The organism is Streptosporangium becharense, assembly GCF_014204985.1.
GTDB classification, from domain to species: Bacteria; Actinomycetota; Actinomycetes; order Streptosporangiales; family Streptosporangiaceae; genus Streptosporangium; species Streptosporangium becharense.
Genome location: NZ_JACHMP010000001.1, coordinates 218,897 through 235,681, shown reverse-complemented (window position 1 = coordinate 235,681; position 16,785 = coordinate 218,897). Strand labels below are relative to the sequence as shown.

The window sequence follows — 16,785 nt, the reverse complement described above, 5'->3', positions numbered from 1 at the left end:
CCCGGGCTCTCACCCATCCACTCACCTGAGGACTCATGGCATGACGACGCCGAAGCGCGGACCGCGCAACCGGACCTCACTGGCGATGATGTACGTCGGGGCGGGGCTCACCGTGATCGCCGCCCTCTTTCCGTTCGTCGACCGATCCACCACGACCGTCCTGGCGGACCACATCAAGGCGAGCTATCCGGCCTACCAGCCGGGTGCGATCGACGCCGCCGTCGCGGCGTACCTGGCGGTCCTGTCCACGATCGGGGTGATGGGACTCCTCGGCTGGGCCGGCGCGATCTGGGCGGTCCGAGCCGGTATGCGCTGGGCTCCCCGGCTGGCGGGCGGGCTGCTCGCGATCGCGATCTGCGTCGCGATCGCCGCACTGGCCGTCCGGGACACCTCCGGTGACGTCGGCCTCGCGCCGCTGCTGGGCTGGCTGCTGGTCCTTCCGTGCGTTCCCGGTCTCGTCGCGGTCGCGCTGTGGAGAAGGGCGGCATGACCGAAGGTCCCACGGAGACGTGGAGCATCGGCCGTGCCGTTGTCCGCGGGCTCGCGGCACTCAAGCGCACGATGTACCGACGAGGGCGGCCGAACGCGCTCATGCGGCTCATGAACCGGCTCGACGTCCTGGTGTACGGGGCCCGGCGGCTCTCACCGCGCCAAGGTGCCGTGTTGAAGGTGACCGGGCGCCGCAGCGGCGACATCACCTCGGTTCCGGTCGCGGTCGCGGCCTGCCGCGGCGCCGAGTTCCTCGTGTCGATGCTCGGGCCGGATGCGAACTGGGTGCTGAACGTTCAGGCCGCGGGCGGTAGGGCCGTGCTCCGCCGTCGGGGTCGCGAGACTCCGATCCTGCTCGAGGAGATCCCGCCCGAGCACCGCGCCGAGATCCTGCGCCGCTACCTCGCCGCCGCGCCTGGCGCGAGGCCGCACCTGGGGCTGGGGCCGACGGCCCCCTTGCCGGAGTTCCACCGGATCGCGCCTCGTCATCCGGTCTTCCGAATCCGTGAGTGCCCTGCGGGTGAGTAGTTTCCGGGCATGCGGCTGATCGGTCCCCGCGATCAGGACCGACTGTGACATCGTCCGGGTCGGACTTCCGACTCCCAACACGGGGATCGCCACCGCGAATCACATTGACCGTATCGCTGGGCCGGGGTTTGCACGGGGAGAAAATACTTCATCATTCTGCTTCTCTTCCGTGACATGCGCTCATATGGCGAAAGAGCGTATCGCGTCCGGGGAGATCGCCTTAAGAGCAGACCAATGGGGGAGCGGCCCCAACCACACCGACTTCAACATGATTTGATCATTTCGGTGGTGGCTGACTAGGGTTAGGCGCCTTTGTTGGGATTTTCGGATCCTGTCCGCTCGCGCTTCGGCTACGCCAACCAGAGCGGCGAGATGAGTTTCATGGACGGCCTGGGCGGCACCGAACTGCCGGACCTGTCGCTCAACGGCCGCAAGGGGCACTACCGCATCCGCCTGCACCTGGCCTGGTTTCCCTGGAAGGGCGAGGAGTACGGCACCCAGCGGCTGCTGATCATGGCGTACCCCGGACTGGGCGACAAGGTCGTCACCTACCGCAGACCGCCGAAGCGACGTTGACGAAGCCGGCGCGAAGGGCATTCGAGGGTCGTCATCCCTGGCCGGCACGCTTCAGGAGAGGACCGGCGTGCAGGCGGGCACCGATTCGCCGGTGGTGAGTCGTATACGCATACCGAAATGCACGCACAGCCGAACTGGGCTTTCAGTTTGAATGCAGGCGCACGGATGGCGAGGTCCGGCGCGAAGGTATTCGAGCCACAGGTCAACCGCGGCGTGATTCCAAGGCTCGAAGGTCGCGCAGGACGTAGCGGCGGTGTTCGATCTCCTCCTCCATCACGACGGTCAGGGCTTCGCCCACGGAGGGCGAGGGCTCGTCCCACGCGAAGGGGAGGGTGCCCGGGCAGCGGCTCCGGAGCCGCTCCTCGGTGAGGTGGTCGAGGATGTCGCGCACGAGTGCCGCCCGCTCCAGCCGGATCGAGAGGACTTCCGCGTACGCCGGGCGGGCCCCGGGGTCGAGGCCGAGCTCCCGCAGGGCCTCGGCCGGGTGGTCGCTGGGCGGGAGGGCGAGCCGGTGGTAGGGGGCCGGGGTGCCGAGGATCAGCTGCGAGGCCCACAGATCGGTGGCGAAGACGAGATGGCGAAGGGTCTCCACCAGGGACCACTCGTCATCCACCCGTTCGTGCAGGAGCGGCTCGGGGAGGCGTTCGGCCCGGGTGAGGGTGTCCGACCAGAGCGTTTCGATCGTCCGCCACGCCTCGCGATGGTCGGCGACCGTCTTCATCTGTCGTACGAGGACCCGCTCGGGATGGCGGCGGTCGAGTTCGGCCGCCACGTATCCGGTCACGTCGATGCCGTTGACGAGGAAGTTCTCGATCTCGCCGGATACGGAGACGTCGACCAGGACCGAGGAGATGATCTTGACCTGGCGCATGTCGCAGTCGCGGAACCTCGCCCCGGTGAGGTCGGCGCCGGTGAAGGAGGAGCCCCGCAGATCCCGCGCATCGAGTGACGCCATCGGATCATTATCCCGGTGGCCGCCGGTCGCGTCGAGGAAGCGCCTGCTCGCGCGTGCCGCCGGCGTGTCCCGCGAACTGGGGATACACGGGGCGACCGGGCGAAGCCACGCTGATCTGATGCGACTGAACCCGCGGACCCTCCGGCAGATCGACTCTCCCTTCGACGCGGCCTACTCGCTCCTGGAGGGACGCTGCAAGAAACGTGAACTGCTCGACCTGGCGCAGGGGGCCCCGCCGTACCCGGCCGCGCCGGCGGTGGTCGAGCACGTGGCGGCGGTCGCCCGGGAGGCGAACGGCGGGGCGTACGTGGAGATCGCCGGGTTGCCGCAGTTGCGGCAGGCGTTCGCGGACGAACTCTCCCAGGCCTACGGCGGGAGGATCAGCGAGGGGAACGTCGTGGTGACCGCCGGGTGCAACCAGGCGTTCTGCCTGATCGCGTCAGCGCTGGCGGAGGCGGGGGACGAGATCGTCCTGACGACGCCCTTCTACCCCAACCATGACATGTGGCTGCGGCTGACCGGGATCAGGCCGGTATACCTGGAGCCCGGCCCGGATCTGGTGCCGGCCGTGGAACGTGCCGAAGCGCTGGTCACCCCGCGGACACGGGCGATCGTGCTGATCACCCCGGGGAATCCGAGCGGGATGACGCTCGATCCGGAGGTGATCGCGGAGTTCGCGGAGTTCGCCGCGCGCCGGGGGATCGCCCTGATCCTGGATGAGACCTACCGGTCCTTCCGCGACACCGAGGAGCCCGCGCACAAGCTCTTCTCCGATCCCGGGTGGGACGAGACCGTGGTGAGCCTGCACAGCTTCTCCAAGGATTTCGCGCTGCCCGGTTACCGGGTGGGGGCCGTGGTCGCCTCGCCGTCGGTCAACCGCGAGGTGCTGAAGCTGCTCGACTGCGTGGCGATCTGCGCTCCGCGGATCGGGCAGGAAGCGGCCTGGGCCGGGCTGACCGGAGCCCGGCAGTGGCGGCGTGAGCGAGCCGGGGAGCTCGCCGCCAACCGTCGCGGGTTCGCCGAGGCGATGGCCGGGCGTCCCGGAGGGTTCGAACTCGTCTCCGTGGGCGGGTTCTTCGGCTGGATGCGGCATCCGTTCGCCGGGCGGCCCACCGGAGAGGTCGTCCGCGACCTCGCGATCCACCTCGACACGCTGGTCATCCCGGGGACGGCCTTCCTGCCCGGCGACCAGGGCATGATCCGGGTGAGCGTCGGCAACCTGGAGGGTGAGGCGTTCGCGGACCTCTCCGACCGGTTGGCGGCGCTGCGGGCCCTCTAAGCTGCGGGCCCTCCAAGGCGCGGACCCTCTAAGGTGCGGGCCCTCCAAGGTGCGGGCCCTCCAAGGTGCGGGCCCTCCAAGGTGCGGGCCCTCTAAGGCGCGGACCCTCTAAGGGAAGTCGATCCGCATCACGACACGCCTGGGCGTGGGCTTGGCCACCTCGCGGAACCCGGCGTCGGCGAAGATGCCGCGGCTGCCCACGTGAAGCTCACCCCAGGGGATGTCCTGCCCTTCCGCCGTCAGCATCGGGTACCCCTCGAGCGCGCGGGCCCCGCCCTTGCGCGCGAAGTCGACCGAGGCGCGGGCCAGGGCCCGGCTGACGCCCTGCCGGCGGAAGCCGGCCCTGGTGACGAAGCAGGTCACGGCCCATACGCCGGGGTCGGACGGGTCCTCCTCACGCCCCAGCCAGGGGACCTTGGTGTCCAGCAGCCGCGGATACTCGGTGCGCGGCTCGACCGCGCACCAGCCGACGGGCTCACCGTCGAGGAAGCCGACCAGGCCGCTGGTCGTGCCGGAGTCCGGTTGCCCGCAGTCGGCCTGCTGGCGCAGCCGGTGGGTGCGGTCGGCGAGGGTGTGGCTCAGCCACTGGGCGTGACGGATCTTGTAGCGCTGGCATTGGCACTTGGCGGCCTCACCGCGCTTGCCGAAGACCGTCTGCAGGTCTTCCCAGCTCACTTCGTTGGCGGGTAGAGCTACGATCATCGCCCGCGGTCCTTCCCCTCGGCCAGGGTCTCGAGGCTCAGTGTCCCGAAGCACTCTAGCGGGCCGTCTCCCGCCCCTGGCGTCCCCTAAAGCTGGGAGCCGCTTTCGGCTGGATCGTCGGCGACGATGTGCACATGTCCTCGGCTAATCGGTTCAGCTGGTTGAGTTTCGATGTCTCCTCCACCATGCCCACGGGCTGGCGCGAGGAGATCGAGAAGGTCGCCCGAAACGACCGGATCATCAAACGCCTGGTCCCGCCGCACTCCACCTCCCGGGAAGGTTCCGAGGTGGAGTCCCTGCAGATCATGACGGTCCGTGGTCCCCTCATGTGGGATCGCCTGCCATGGTTGATCGACCTCTATCAGGGTTACTTCCGTGAGCTGTACGAAGGGGCGACCGGCCAGAGGATCTACCCGACCGAGGACCGGCGGTACGCGGTCGTCATGAACGTGCAGGAAGGCACCGACCGCTACGAGTGCCATGTGGACACCAACCCGGTCGAGGCGCTGCTCTACGTCACCGATCACCCCCGGGGCACCGGCGGGGAGCTCGTGGTGGCCAACGACGAGCGGGCCCGGTCGGTCGAGGAGGTCGACGAGGACTGCTCGATCCTCTACCCGGTGGCCGGGCACCTGGTCTTCTTCGACGCGCGGCGCTTCCCGCACTACGTGCGCCGGCTGCGGGAACCGGGCTTGCGCATGGCGGTCGGTATGAACTACTACACCGACGAGTGCCCGGAGACGACGCGGCCGCAGGACCTCAACGAGTACCTGTACGGGCGGCTGTAGCCGTCATGCGAGACAAGCGCGGCCGGCTGTGGCGGGTGGCACGGTGGGGGCTGTGCCTGGTGCTGGTCCTCGCCCTCACCGGCGCGGCGCTGGCCGTGTGGGCGGTGCGCCGCGCGTTCCCGGAGTACGGGGGCACGCTGACCCTGCCGGGCCTGTCCGCTCCGGTGACCGTCCACCGCGACGGGTACGGCGTGCCGCAGATCCACGCGCGCACCGAGACGGACCTGTTCAAGGCCCAGGGGTACGTCACCGCGCAGGATCGCTTCTGGGAGATGGACTACCGCCGCCACCTCACCTCCGGCCGCCTGTCGGAGCTGTTCGGCGGCTCGCAGGTGGGCACCGACGCGTTCTTCCGCACGCTGGGCTGGCGGCAGGTGGCCGAGCAGGAGTGGCGGCTCATCTCGCCGGAGGCCCGCGGCCACCTGCAGGCCTACGCCGACGGGGTCAACGCCTGGATCGCCGACAACGGCGGCCCCGCGGCGACGGGGGACAAGAGCCTGGAGTACACGGTCCTCGGCCTGCAGAACGGCGGGTACACCGTGGCCCCGTGGGACCCGGTCGACTCCATCGCGTGGCTGAAGGCGATGGCGTGGGACCTGCGCAGCAATCTGAGCGCCGAGGTCGGACGCGCCTCCCTGCTCGCGCACGGGCTCACCCGCGAGGAGATCGCCCAGCTGTTCCCGGCCTACCCGTACGACAGGAACCGCCCGATCGTCGACGACGGCACGTCCGGGGTCACCGCCACGTCCGCGGCCGTCCCGCCGCGGCGCGTGTTGCGGGAGGCGGGTCCCGCACTGGCCGCGCTGAGGGCCCTGCCGAACCTGCCCGGCCTGCTGAGTTCGAGCGGCGCCGGGGTGGGCTCGAACTCCTGGGTGGTCGGCGGCGCGCTGACCGCTTCGGGCAAGCCGCTGCTGGCCAACGACCCGCACCTGAGCCCTTCCCAGCCGAACATCTGGTACCAGGTCGGGCTGCGCTGCGAGTGCCGGTTGAACGTCCAGGGGTTCTCTCTGGCCGGCCTGCCGGGCGTGATGATCGGGCACAACGACCGGGTCGCCTGGGGCCTGACCAACCTCGCACCCGACGTCACCGATCTCTACCTGGAGAAGATCGACGGCGACCGGTACTTCGACGGCACCGCCTGGCGTGACCTCACCATCCGGCAGGAGGTCATCACGGTGGCCGGCGGCGCCGCCGTACCCCTCACGGTGCGCTCCACCAAGCACGGGCCGCTGCTGTCGGACCGGTCGGCGGAGCTGTTCGGGATCGCGCGCCACCAGGCCGCGCCGGGCCCCACGCCCAGCCTCGACACGGAGGCTCCCGGCGTGCCCGCCGCGGCCGCTCCGGGGCCGTACGGTGTGGCGTTGCGCTGGACCGCGCTCACCCCCGGACGCACCGTCGAGGCGGTCTTCGCGCTCAACCGGGCGGCGAACTGGAAGGAGTTCCGTGCCGCGGCGGCCCTGTTCGAGGTGCCCTCCCAGAACCTGATCTATGCCGACGTGGACGGCAACATCGGCTATCAGGCCCCGGGCCGGGTGCCGGTCAGGGGCAAGGGCAACGGCCAGTGGCCGGTCCCCGGCTGGGATCCCGCCTACGACTGGACGGGCTATGTCCCGTTCGCGGAACTTCCCCGGCAGTTCAACCCGCCCGGCGGCGTGATCGTCACCGCCAACCAGGCGGTGACCGGACCGGACCGCGGCCCTTTCCTCACCGGCGACTGGTCCTACGGTTACCGCAGCCAGCGGGTGCTCGACATGATCGCCGAGCGTGCGAGCCGCGGAAAGCTCGACCTGGAGGACATGCGGGAGATGCAGTTCGACGACCGCAACGGCTTCGCGCCGGAGCTGGTGCCGTCACTGCTGGCCGCCGAGGGCGTCACGACCGCGGCGGCCCGGGCCAGGGAGCTGCTGCGGGGCTGGAACTTCCGGCAGCCCGCCGACTCGGCCGCCGCGGCCTTCTACAACGCCTCCCTGCGGCACCTGCTGCTGCGCACCTTCGACGAGGTGCCCGACGGCCAGAAGCCGGCCAGCGGCGACGGTTCGTGGGAGATCCTCCGGCCGCTGCTGGGCAAGCCGTCCTCGCCGTGGTGGGACGACAGGACGACGCCCGGGGTCGAGTCGATGAACGACATGCTCGTGGCCGCCATGGACGCGGCGGCGTCGGAGCTGACCGACCTGCTCGGAGAGGAACCGGACGAGTGGCGATGGGGTGATCTCCACACCCTGACGGTGCGGAACGCGACCTTCGGCCAGTCGGGCATCGCGCCGGTCGAGTGGCTCTTCAACCTGGCTCCGGTGGCGGCGGCAGGTGGCACGGACCTCGTCAACGCCACGGGCTGGACGCCGGAGCAGGGTTACGAGGTCGACTTCGTGCCGTCCATGCGGATGATCGTGGACATGGCGGACATGGACGGCTCGGCCTGGGTCCAGCTCTCCGGCAACTCCGGACACGCCTTCCATCCCCATTACGGGGACCAGCTGGAGCTGTGGCGCACCGGTCGTACGGCGCCGATGCCCTGGTCGGCGGAGCGGATCAGGGCCGGGGCGGAGCACACCCTGACGCTGGTCCCGTGACGGTGGTGAGCGCCGGCCCGTTCCGCACGGCGAAGGCGCCGGCCGCTCACCCGTGACGACCGGCCCGGGGCACGACCGGCCCGGCGACGAACCGGCCGGCCCCGCCGTCGATCGGAGGCGATCCCGGCCCGGGTGGGTCGTCGAACGCCGCCGTCACCGCGGCGGGGAGAAGCTACCCGATCATGCCGGGAGGACTCGGGCCGGTCCCGGATACCCGCCGCGGCGGTTCCACTCCCGGGGATAGCCCACGGAGACCTCCATGAACGGCACTCCGTCGTGCCAGGTGGTCCTGGGGATGTGCAGGTGACCGTAGACGACCGCCGCCGCGCGGAACCGGCGATGCCAGTCCGCGGTGCGTTCCGTGCCGCACCACTGCGCGAACTGCGGGTACCGCAGGACCCTGGTCGGTTCCCGTACCAGCGGGTAGTGGTTCACCAGGACGGTGGGGATCCGGGGGTCCAGCTCCTGGAGGCGCCGCTCGGTCTCGGTGACCCGCGCCTCGCACCAGGACTCCAGGCTGGGGTACGGGTCGGGGTGCAGCAGCACCTCGTCGGTGCAGACCACGCCGGATTCGTAGGCGAGGGCCAGCGCCTCCTCCTTGGTCGACGTGCCGTCCGGGCGGAAGCTGTAGTCGTACAGCAGGAACAGCGGCGCGACCGTGACCGGCCCGCCGCTTCCCTCCCAGATCGGGTAGGGGTCCTCGGGCGTGAGGACGTCCAGCTCCCCGCACATCTTGACCAGCTCCCGGTAGCGCTCCTCGCCCCGGGCCGCCGACGGGTCGCCCGAGGTCGTCCACAGCTCGTGGTTGCCGGGAGCCCAGATCACCTTGGCGAACCTCTCGCTGAGCCGCTCCAGGGCCCACCGGATGTCGCTCATCCGCTCGGCGACGTCTCCGGCGACGATCAGCCAGTCACAGGGGGAGCTGGGGACGACGCGGTCGAGCAGCCGCCGGTTCTCCGCGTGGCTCACATGCAGGTCGCTGATCGCCAGCAGGTTGTTCACGCGGGCGTCACCCGAGCAGCAGGCGGCTGATGCCGGAGAGCCCGGCGGTCAGCTCGGCCGCGGTGCCGCCGAAGCCCAGCCGGGCGTGAGCGGTGTAGGAGTCGCCGAAGCATCTCCCGGGCACGAGCAGGACCCGTTCCTCTTCGGCGAGGCGGCGGCAGAGCCCGGTCACGTCGGGGTGGCCGGGGAACTCGATGAACGTGGTCACCCCGCCGGCCGGCGGGTAGGCCCGGACCAGATCGGGCAGCTCGCCGGCCCAGTGCAGCACGGTCTTCAGGTTGGCCCTGGCGTGCTCGCGCTGGAGCGAGACGATGCGGTCGGCGTTCCTGACCGCCTTCTCCGCGAAGAACTCCAGCACCGGCGACACGTAGAGGGCGATGTAGTCGCGCAGCACCGCCATCCTGCTCAGCAGCTCGGGCGGCGCCAGACACCATCCCACGCGCAGACCGGCCAGGCCGTAGCTCTTGGAGAAGGTGCCGAACGCGATGCACTTGCCGTACGACCCGAAGGGCAGCGGGAGGGGGTCGGCCGAGTAGGTCAGCTCGCCGAAGGCGTGGTCCCACACCAGCCAGGCGCCCGCCTCCTCGGCTATCTCGATCAGTTCCCGCTGCTGCTGCGGGGTGATGGAGACGCCGGTGGGGTTGTGCGGGAAGTTCACCACGATCATCCGGGGCCGGCTCGCCGCCAGTCGCCTGAGCGCATCCAGGTCCACGGCGAAGTCGTCGTGCCGGTTCAGCGGCCAGCGGGTGATGCGGCAGCCCATGCCGGCGGCGATGTCGTACAGCTGCTGATAGGCGGGGTCGACCACGATCACTTCGTCGCCGGGGACGAGGACGGTGTGCATCACGATGTAGATCGCCTCGCTGGAACCGTGAGTGACCATCACGGGGTCCACGTCGCCCCCCGTCCACCGGTCGGCGAGAGCTTTTCTCAAACCTCTTCCACCGAAACTCTCGCTGTCGTGGAATACCATTGGCCCGAGCTCGGAGAGCTCGAATTCACAGATGGCCGCCAGCTCACCCATGGTCAGGTCCCGCACACCACTGCTGCCAATGTCATGGTCGACGTTGTGATAGTAGCGGCGCATCCATTCTTCGAGTTCGGCGATGGCGAATTCCATGGTCTCATCCTCTCTTCATACGGCTAGCTCGCCCGTGTGAGGAGGGCCGCCCGGGTGAGTTCGGCTTTGTTTCCCACCCCGAGTTTCGTCCTGATCCGCTTGACGTAGGTGTCGACGGTGTGGGGGCTGATGCCCAGCTTGGTGGCGATCTGGCCGTGGGTCAGGCCGCGCGAGATCTGGTGGAGCACCTGCTCCTCCCGTCCGGACAGGGGCACGCCGGCCGTCTTGGGCCGGTCGGACGGGGATTGGCGGTCCTTTCCTCGCGGGAACTCCCGGTTCCCGGCGGCGACGGCCCAGACCGCGGAGACCAGGTTCTCGGCCGATTCCCGTTTGCTGATGGCGCCGCGGGCCCCGGCGCGCATGTACGGATCGAGGTCCACGTGATCGTCGTGGAGCACGAGAACACCGGCGCGTCCGGAGAGTTTCCTGATGTAGGAGAGGCCGTCGTCGGGTGACAGGGCGTTGATGTCGATCAATGCCACGTCGGCGGTCCAGGTGAGTTGTTCATCGGCGACTCTGAATGCGAGGGTCACGGTCATTCCGGCGTTTTTCAGCGTCTGTACGAGGCCGACCAGGAAAATCGGTGAATCGATGACGGCGGCGACCCTGATCATCGGAGGCTCCCATGCTTTGCTTGATCGTTCCCGTTGAATGGTGCGATGCTCCATTGGAAGGTCGCTGGTCCGGGGCGGCTCTATCACGCGTCAATCATTACTATATTCGTCGATCGATGCAACAGTCGTCACCATGGATAAAAATGTCGTGACGCCGCGTTATTTGCGGATGTCAGAGGGCTGTCAGACCTTTTCGGAAAGGCTGCTCGGTGAAATCTGTTCGTCAGGAATTTGGTCGGGGAGTTCGTTTTCCAGATGGCGCAGCCGCGGATGGAGTGCGGCGGCCGTCACGGAGAGTACGATCAGCCCGCCTGTGATCATGATGAGCAGGGCGATACCCCGGCCGGGTCCGTCGCCGATGAGCACGGTGAGACCGGGGGAGGCGACCGCGTCACGACCGACCAGCGGCTCGAAGACCCGTTCGGCCAGCACGCCCGCCGTGCAGTAGGCGATGAGCTGGGGGATCGAGATGACCATGTTCTGCAGGGCACCGACCCGGCCCAGCATCCCCGGCTCCACCTTGGCCTGCCAGATGCTCTGGTTGGTGCTGAGGAAGGCCGCGAGGGCCCCCATGAAGAGGAAGGCGGCTACGGCGATCATGGCGACGTTCGGTCGTAACGAGCCGATGACCGTGGCCGCCGCGAGCACCAGCGACAGCCCGAGAAGCCCTCGGACACGGCGTTTCGGCCCGCCCCATACGCTCACCAGCGCGCTGGAGGCGAGCATGCCGAGCCCGCCGATCGTCAGGACCAGGCCGAGCGCGTCCGACGAGGCGAAGGACAGCACGAGCGGGGTGAGCAGCAGGTCGACGAAGCCCGCGCTGAAGTTCACCGCGCCGAAGAAGATCATGAGGGCGAGCAGGCCCCGCCGGGCGGTGACATAACGCCATGCCGCCCGGAACTCCACCCGTGCCTCGTCCGCCTTCTCGCCCGGCCCCTCCTGCGGCTGCCGCGGCCTGGGGCCGGGCACACGCACGGCGAGCAGGGTGATCAGAGCCAGGCCGAAGGAAAGGCCGTCGATGAGCACGATGCCTTCGATGCCGATGACCAGCAGCAGGAAGCCCGCGGAGACCGGGGCCAGCAGCTCGCTCACCGCCAGGGCGAACATCCGCATGCCGTTGGCCCGGCCCAGATGGTTCTTGGGTGCCAGCTGTGGCACCAGCGCGCCGAAGGCGGGCCCCTCGAACGCCGACAGCAAGGACAGGCCGGCGACGGCGACGTAGACGTGCCAGATGGCGAAGGAATCGGTGAACAGCAGCAGCGCCAGGGTCAGAGTGATCGCCATGGCGCCGGTGTTGCTCAGCAGGAGAGCCCGTTTGGACCCCCACCGGTCCACGAACGACCCGGCCATCGGGGAGGCCAGGATGGCGGGCAGGAGGCCGATGGCGAAGACGGAGCCGAGCTGGATGGCCGAGCCGGTCTGCTGGTAGACGTAGACCCCGAGAGCGAAGCCGCCGAGGTTGGTGCCGATCATCGAAGCGAACTGGCCGATCCAGACCACCACGAAGGTACGCATTCCTGTCATGGCTGCCCCCTTCCTGTTCCGAGGTCCGAACCGATCGTCTCGATGACCAGGCGGTCGCCCTCGCGGTCGAAGAAATGTCCGCCCGGGATCGGAGTGAGGTCGAAACGGGCCGTGGTCTCCGCCTTCCAGCCGATCATGCGATCAGGGGGCGCCTCGGGGTCCTGCGAGCCGGCGAACGCGTGGATCGGCAGGTCGAGCGGCGTCGCGGGGCGGAAGCCGTGCGTGCTCAGCACGGTCAGGTCGGCGTCGAGCGTGCCCAGCAGGACGGCGAGCAGCTGGGGCTCGGCCAGCACTTCGGCGGGGGTGCCGCCCATCTCACGGACATAACCCTCCAGACCGTCCTCCCGGTCCTCCCACGACCAGGTCCCGTCATCCAGGCAGGGAGCGGCGCTGGCCGCCACGTAGAGCGCGCGAGGCCGGGGCAGGGCCCGCTCACGCAGCGCGTGGGCGAGGGCCCAGGCCACCCGGGCCCCCATGCTGGTGCCGTACAGCGCGAACGGCCGGGCGAACAGCGGCCCGGCGGCCGTGATGAGGTCGTCGAGCAGCGGTTTCATCCGGCGGTACGGCGGTTCGCCGAACCGGTCGGCCCGCCCGGGTAACTGGACCGCGACGATGTCGATGCCCGGGGCCGCCAGCTGGGTCCAGTGGCGGAACATGCCCGCGCCGGCGCCGCCGCTGTGGAAGCACAAGAGCTGGACGCCGCCGGGCGCCGGCCGGCCGAAGCGTTTGAGCCAGCGGCGGTCCCCGTTCAGCGCTTGGCTCTGAGGCCCGTGCACAACACCTCCAGCAGATCGGGGGAGCCTTCCAGGAAGCGGTAGTGCCGGCCCTCCAGGAGCACCGATGTCGTCTCGCCGCACGCGCTCCAGCCGCCCATGGTCGAGTACGGGATCTCGTCGTCCTCGGTCCAGCCGATCGCGGTGATCGGGCCGGGCAGCCGGAGCGGATCGGGCACCAGGTAGCGCTTGTTGACCTCGACGTCGGAGCGGAGCACCTCGACGTACAGCTCGATCAGTTCGGGGGCGGGCTTGCCTCCCAGTTCGCTGATCAGCTTCTCCAGCTCGGCGCCGAGCTCGGCGTCGTCCATCGTGAGGAAGCGGCCGGCCGGGCCGTCCTGGGGGGCGACCTCGGAGGACACGTAGAGGTTGGCCGGCGCGGGCCTGCCGGTGCGCACCAGTTCGGCCGACACCTCGTAGGCGGCCAGGGCCGAGCCGCAGTGACCGAAGAAGGCGAACGGAACGTCGAGGTAGGGTTCGAGCGCGTCCGCCATGCTCTCGGCCAGCTCCTGATAGCTGTGGTAGGTGGGCTCGGCGAAGCGCGTCTCGTGCCCGGGCAGCTCGACCGGCAGGAACTCCACGCCCTCTCGCCGCCGCGGCCACCTGCGGTACATGCTGGCCCCGCAGCCCGAGTACGGGATCAGGAAGACCCGCCCGGTCGCCGAGGCCGACGGCGTGGACGGCAGCCACTTGTCGCGCTGCCTCTGCTGGGACATGGACGTGCCTCCGGAGGTTCGTGTCAGGCGGTACCGCGGGCCGTTTTGGCGGCGATGGGCAGGTGCTTGTAGCCGGAGATGAAATTGGAGTGCATCCGGGAGGGCTCGCCCGCCGGCTCGAAGTCGGTGAACCGGGTGAGCAGCTCGGTGAACAGGATGCGCAGGGTGACCCGGGCCAGCGTGTGGCCGACGCAGTAGTGCGGGCCGATCCCGAAGGCGAGGTGCTTGTTGGGCCTGCGGCGCAGGTCGAACCGCCCGGCGTCGGGGAAGACCTCCTCGTCGCGGTTGGCCGCGCCGAGCCAGGTGACCACCGCGTCACCCGCCTTGATCTTCGTGCCGCGCACCTCGGTGTCCCTGACGGCGTACCGCATGAAGTGGCTGACCGGCGAGGCGAGACGCAGGGCCTCCTCCACCGCGGAGGGGGTGGCCGCCATGTCGGCCGCCCACGCCTCCAGCAACCCGTCGCCGATGTGCTCGGACATGACGTAGTTGGGCGAGTGGGGAGTGGTGACCACCGCGCCGAGCAGGACGCTGTAGCAGTTGGACATGACCTCCCCCGGCGACATGGTCCGCCCGTCCACCTCGGTGGTGATCAGGACGCTGATCAGGTCGTCGCCGAGGTTCCTGCGGCGCTCGTGGTAGATGTCCTGGAAGTAGGCGAACAGTTCACGGTGGGCCAGGTCGAGCGTCTCCCTGGGGCCGCCGGGCATCGCGTACTCGGGGTCGTCCGGCGCGATCGAGGCGTTGAGCAGCCGCTCCAGCCGGGGCCAGTCGGAGCGCGGCAGGCGCATCATCTCCCCGCCCACCGCGACCGGCAGCATCAGCATGGCCTGGGCGAAGTCGAACGGGCCGCCGTCGGCGAGCGGGGCGATGACTTCCAGGATCAGGTCGCGGATCAGCTCGTGCTGACGCTCGGCCGCCTTGATGGACAGGGCCTTCTGCAGGCGGGCCCGCATGATCGTGTGGCGTGGGGGATCGGTCGCCGCGATCTGCCTGCCCCCCGCCGGGTCCTCCACCCCGATGATGTTCAGCAACGTTCCCCGCTCGGAGGTGAACGTGGCCGCGTCACGCAGCACGCGGTCGGCGTCGTGGTACTTCAGCACCGACCAGAATCCGTTCCGCTCGTCGGCCTGCTGCCATTCGAGGTGTCCCAGCTCCCGCATGTCGCCCCAGCGTCCGCGGAAGCCGAGAGTGGTGTAGAGCATCGGGTCGGCCAGCCCCCCGACCGGGCATCCCGTCGCGTCGTTACCGGGTTCCCGCATTCGTTGCCTCTCTATCGGCGCCGGATGCCGCACCCCGGCGCCGCAACTCCTCCGCGAGGTCCGCGATGGTGGGCCGCAGGAACAGGGTGCGGGCCGGCAGCTTGACGTCGAAGTGATGGTGCAGTTCGGCGAGCAGTTCGGCGGCGAGCAGCGAGTGGCCGCCGAGCTCGAAGAAGTTGTCCTCAACCCCGATCGGCTCGACGTCCAGCGCGTCGCTCCAGATCGTGACCAGGAGTTCCTCGGTCGGGTCGCGCGGCTCGACGTAGTCGTTCCACACGTTGCGAGGGATCTTGGTGGGCAGCGCAGAACGATCCACTTTGCCGTTCGGGTTCAGCGGGATGTCCTGCAGCACGATGACCGCCCGCGGCACGAGGTGCGCCGGGAACACCTCCTGCAGCCGCTCCCGGAGCGTCACGCCGAACGTGCCGAAGTCGGCCGGATCCACCTGCTGCCCGACCGCCACGTAGGCGAGCAGGCTGGTGTCGCCGGCCCCGTCGGTGTAGGTCAGGGCCGCGGCCTGCTCCACCTCCGGCTGGGCCGCGAGTTCCACCTCGACGGTGCTCAGCTCGACCCGGTATCCGCGGATCTTGACCTGGCGGTCCGCCCGGCCGAGGAAGTCCAGCGTGCCGTCCTCGGACCAGCGTGCCAGGTCCCCGGTGCGATACATCCGGCTGCCGGGAGGGGCCGCCGGATCGCAGTCGGCGACGAACTTCTCGGCGGTCGCGCCGGGCCGGTTGAGGTAGCCGGTGGCGACGCCGTGGCCGCCGACCCACAGCTCGCCGACCTCGCCCGGCGGGACCGGCAGCAACCGGTCGTCGAGGACGGCGGCGGTGCTGCCGTCGATCGGCACGCCGATCGGCACCCGCGGGGCGGTGCTGATCCGGCTGGTCGTCCAGCAGGTGCTGAAGGTGGTGTTCTCGGTGGGCCCGTAGCCGTTGGTGAAGACCATGCCGGGGTAGGCGGACATGACCCGCTGCACGTGCGCGGGGGACAGGACGTCGCCGCCGGCCAGGAGATGCCGGACACCGGCCAGGCCGTCGAGGTGATGCGTGACGATCTTGTGGAACAGGCCGGTGGTGAGCCAGAGAACCGTCACTTTCTCGGCCCGGACGGTCGCCACGATCTCCTCCAGATCGGCGTGCCCGGTCGGGGCGAGGGCGAGGCGGCACCCCTTCACCAGGGGCATCCAGATCTCGAAGGTGGAGACGTCGAAACCGACCCGGGTCAGCTGCAGGAAGACGTCGTCGTCGCGGACCTCGATCCAGGTGGGCCGGTGGATCAGCCGCCAGATGGCGTGGTGGGAGACCACCACCCCCTTGGGCTCGCCGGTCGAGCCGGAGGTGTAGCAGACGTAGGCCGGTGTGTCCGGATGCAAGGGCCGACCGGCCCCGCCGGCCGGTTCCGTCCCGCCGGACTCCGCCAGGGCGGCCATGTCACGGTCCAGGGGCAGCACGTGGGCCACTTCCGGTGCGTGATCGAGGAAGTCCACGCCGACGACGGCGAACCGGGTTCGGGCGTCCCGCACGATCCGGGAACGCTGCGCGTGCGGTTCGGCGGGGTCGAGGTAGAGGTAGGCGCCGCCGGCCTTGAGGATCGCCGTCAGGGTGACGATGAGGTCCGGGGTGCGGCCGAGGACGACGGCGACCACCGCCCCTCCGCGGACCCCGGCCTCGCGCAGCCGTATCGCCAGGGCGTCGGCGGCGCGGTCGAGCTGGCGATAGGTGAGGGTGGTGCCCGCGAAGCCGACCGCGATCCGGTCCGGCGTGCGGGCGGCCTGCGCGGCCACCATCTCGTGCACGCACTGCGGGACACCCGCCGCGGGCATGGCCGTGGTCATCATCGCTGGCCGAGGGCGGTGCGGCTGGCGCTACGCGGGTTGTCATCGGA

The 16,785-nt window shown here is 69.8% G+C and carries 16 protein-coding genes; 6 read left to right on the top strand and 10 right to left on the bottom strand.

The window, feature by feature from the left end; translation table 11 throughout:
* Nucleotides 1-40 precede the first annotated feature (40 nt).
* From F4562_RS01030 to F4562_RS01020, 3 genes are all read left to right on the top strand, one after another.
* Nucleotides 41-490: a hypothetical protein gene (locus tag F4562_RS01030; RefSeq protein ID WP_184546194.1), complete on the top strand. Its 450-nt coding sequence runs from the start codon at nt 41-43 to the stop codon at nt 488-490.
* Nucleotides 487-1,017, top strand: a complete 531-nt coding sequence (locus F4562_RS01025; protein ID WP_221207684.1) for a nitroreductase/quinone reductase family protein — start codon at nt 487-489, stop codon at nt 1,015-1,017. Before F4562_RS01030 ends, F4562_RS01025 begins: the two co-directional genes overlap by 4 nt.
* A 315-nt stretch (nt 1,018-1,332) precedes the next feature.
* Nucleotides 1,333-1,593, top strand: coding sequence for a hypothetical protein (locus F4562_RS01020; protein ID WP_184546192.1), 261 nt, complete (start codon nt 1,333-1,335; stop codon nt 1,591-1,593).
* A gap of 202 nt (nt 1,594-1,795) precedes the next feature.
* Here the strand turns inward: F4562_RS01020 and F4562_RS01015 are convergent, their stop codons facing one another.
* Nucleotides 1,796-2,548, bottom strand: coding sequence for a DinB family protein (locus F4562_RS01015; protein WP_184546190.1), 753 nt, complete (start codon nt 2,546-2,548; stop codon nt 1,796-1,798).
* 118 nt (nt 2,549-2,666) lie between these two features.
* Here F4562_RS01015 and F4562_RS01010 point away from each other — a divergent pair, with 118 nt between their 5' ends.
* The gene (locus F4562_RS01010) at nt 2,667-3,827 is read left to right on the top strand and encodes an aminotransferase (RefSeq protein ID WP_184546188.1); all 1,161 of its coding nucleotides are present in this window, start codon (nt 2,667-2,669) and stop codon (nt 3,825-3,827) included.
* A gap of 108 nt (nt 3,828-3,935) precedes the next feature.
* Here the strand turns inward: F4562_RS01010 and F4562_RS01005 are convergent, their stop codons facing one another.
* Nucleotides 3,936-4,529 (bottom strand): GNAT family N-acetyltransferase, encoded by a 594-nt coding sequence (locus tag F4562_RS01005; RefSeq protein WP_184546185.1) that lies wholly within the window; start codon nt 4,527-4,529, stop codon nt 3,936-3,938.
* A 134-nt stretch (nt 4,530-4,663) separates the two neighbouring features.
* Between F4562_RS01005 and F4562_RS01000 the strand changes: the two genes are divergently transcribed.
* On the top strand, nt 4,664-5,317 hold the full coding sequence (locus F4562_RS01000; protein ID WP_184854754.1) for a 2OG-Fe(II) oxygenase: 654 nt from the start codon (nt 4,664-4,666) through the stop codon (nt 5,315-5,317).
* A 5-nt stretch (nt 5,318-5,322) separates the two neighbouring features.
* Nucleotides 5,323-7,887: a penicillin acylase family protein gene (locus tag F4562_RS00995; RefSeq protein WP_184546181.1), complete on the top strand. Its 2,565-nt coding sequence runs from the start codon at nt 5,323-5,325 to the stop codon at nt 7,885-7,887.
* Nucleotides 7,888-8,067: 180 nt separating this feature from the next.
* Here F4562_RS00995 and F4562_RS00990 read toward each other — a convergent pair whose 3' ends face one another.
* The 8 genes from F4562_RS00990 to F4562_RS00955 all read right to left on the bottom strand — a co-directional run bounded on the left by F4562_RS00990 (nt 8,068) and on the right by F4562_RS00955 (nt 16,723).
* Nucleotides 8,068-8,889: a metallophosphoesterase family protein gene (locus F4562_RS00990; RefSeq protein WP_184546179.1), complete on the bottom strand. Its 822-nt coding sequence runs from the start codon at nt 8,887-8,889 to the stop codon at nt 8,068-8,070.
* 7 nt (nt 8,890-8,896) lie between these two features.
* A complete protein-coding gene (vioD, locus tag F4562_RS00985; protein ID WP_184546177.1) occupies nt 8,897-10,009 on the bottom strand; it encodes a capreomycidine synthase in 1,113 nt (370 codons plus the stop codon).
* A gap of 23 nt (nt 10,010-10,032) precedes the next feature.
* Nucleotides 10,033-10,623 (bottom strand): response regulator transcription factor, encoded by a 591-nt coding sequence (locus F4562_RS00980; RefSeq protein WP_184546175.1) that lies wholly within the window; start codon nt 10,621-10,623, stop codon nt 10,033-10,035.
* A gap of 183 nt (nt 10,624-10,806) precedes the next feature.
* Complete coding sequence (locus F4562_RS00975; protein ID WP_221207683.1) at nt 10,807-12,147, bottom strand: MFS transporter; 1,341 nt, start codon at nt 12,145-12,147, stop codon at nt 10,807-10,809.
* Entirely contained in the window at nt 12,144-12,923 is a 780-nt protein-coding gene (locus F4562_RS00970; RefSeq protein WP_221207682.1) for a thioesterase II family protein, read from the bottom strand. Before F4562_RS00970 ends, F4562_RS00975 begins: the two co-directional genes overlap by 4 nt.
* Nucleotides 12,896-13,636: a thioesterase II family protein gene (locus F4562_RS00965; RefSeq protein ID WP_184546173.1), complete on the bottom strand. Its 741-nt coding sequence runs from the start codon at nt 13,634-13,636 to the stop codon at nt 12,896-12,898. The genes F4562_RS00970 and F4562_RS00965 overlap by 28 nt, the downstream gene beginning before the upstream one ends.
* A gap of 23 nt (nt 13,637-13,659) precedes the next feature.
* Complete coding sequence (locus tag F4562_RS00960; protein ID WP_184546171.1) at nt 13,660-14,898, bottom strand: cytochrome P450; 1,239 nt, start codon at nt 14,896-14,898, stop codon at nt 13,660-13,662.
* Nucleotides 14,882-16,723, bottom strand: coding sequence for a non-ribosomal peptide synthetase (locus F4562_RS00955; RefSeq protein WP_221207681.1), 1,842 nt, complete (start codon nt 16,721-16,723; stop codon nt 14,882-14,884). The genes F4562_RS00960 and F4562_RS00955 overlap by 17 nt, the downstream gene beginning before the upstream one ends.
* Nucleotides 16,724-16,785: the final 62 nt, after the last annotated feature.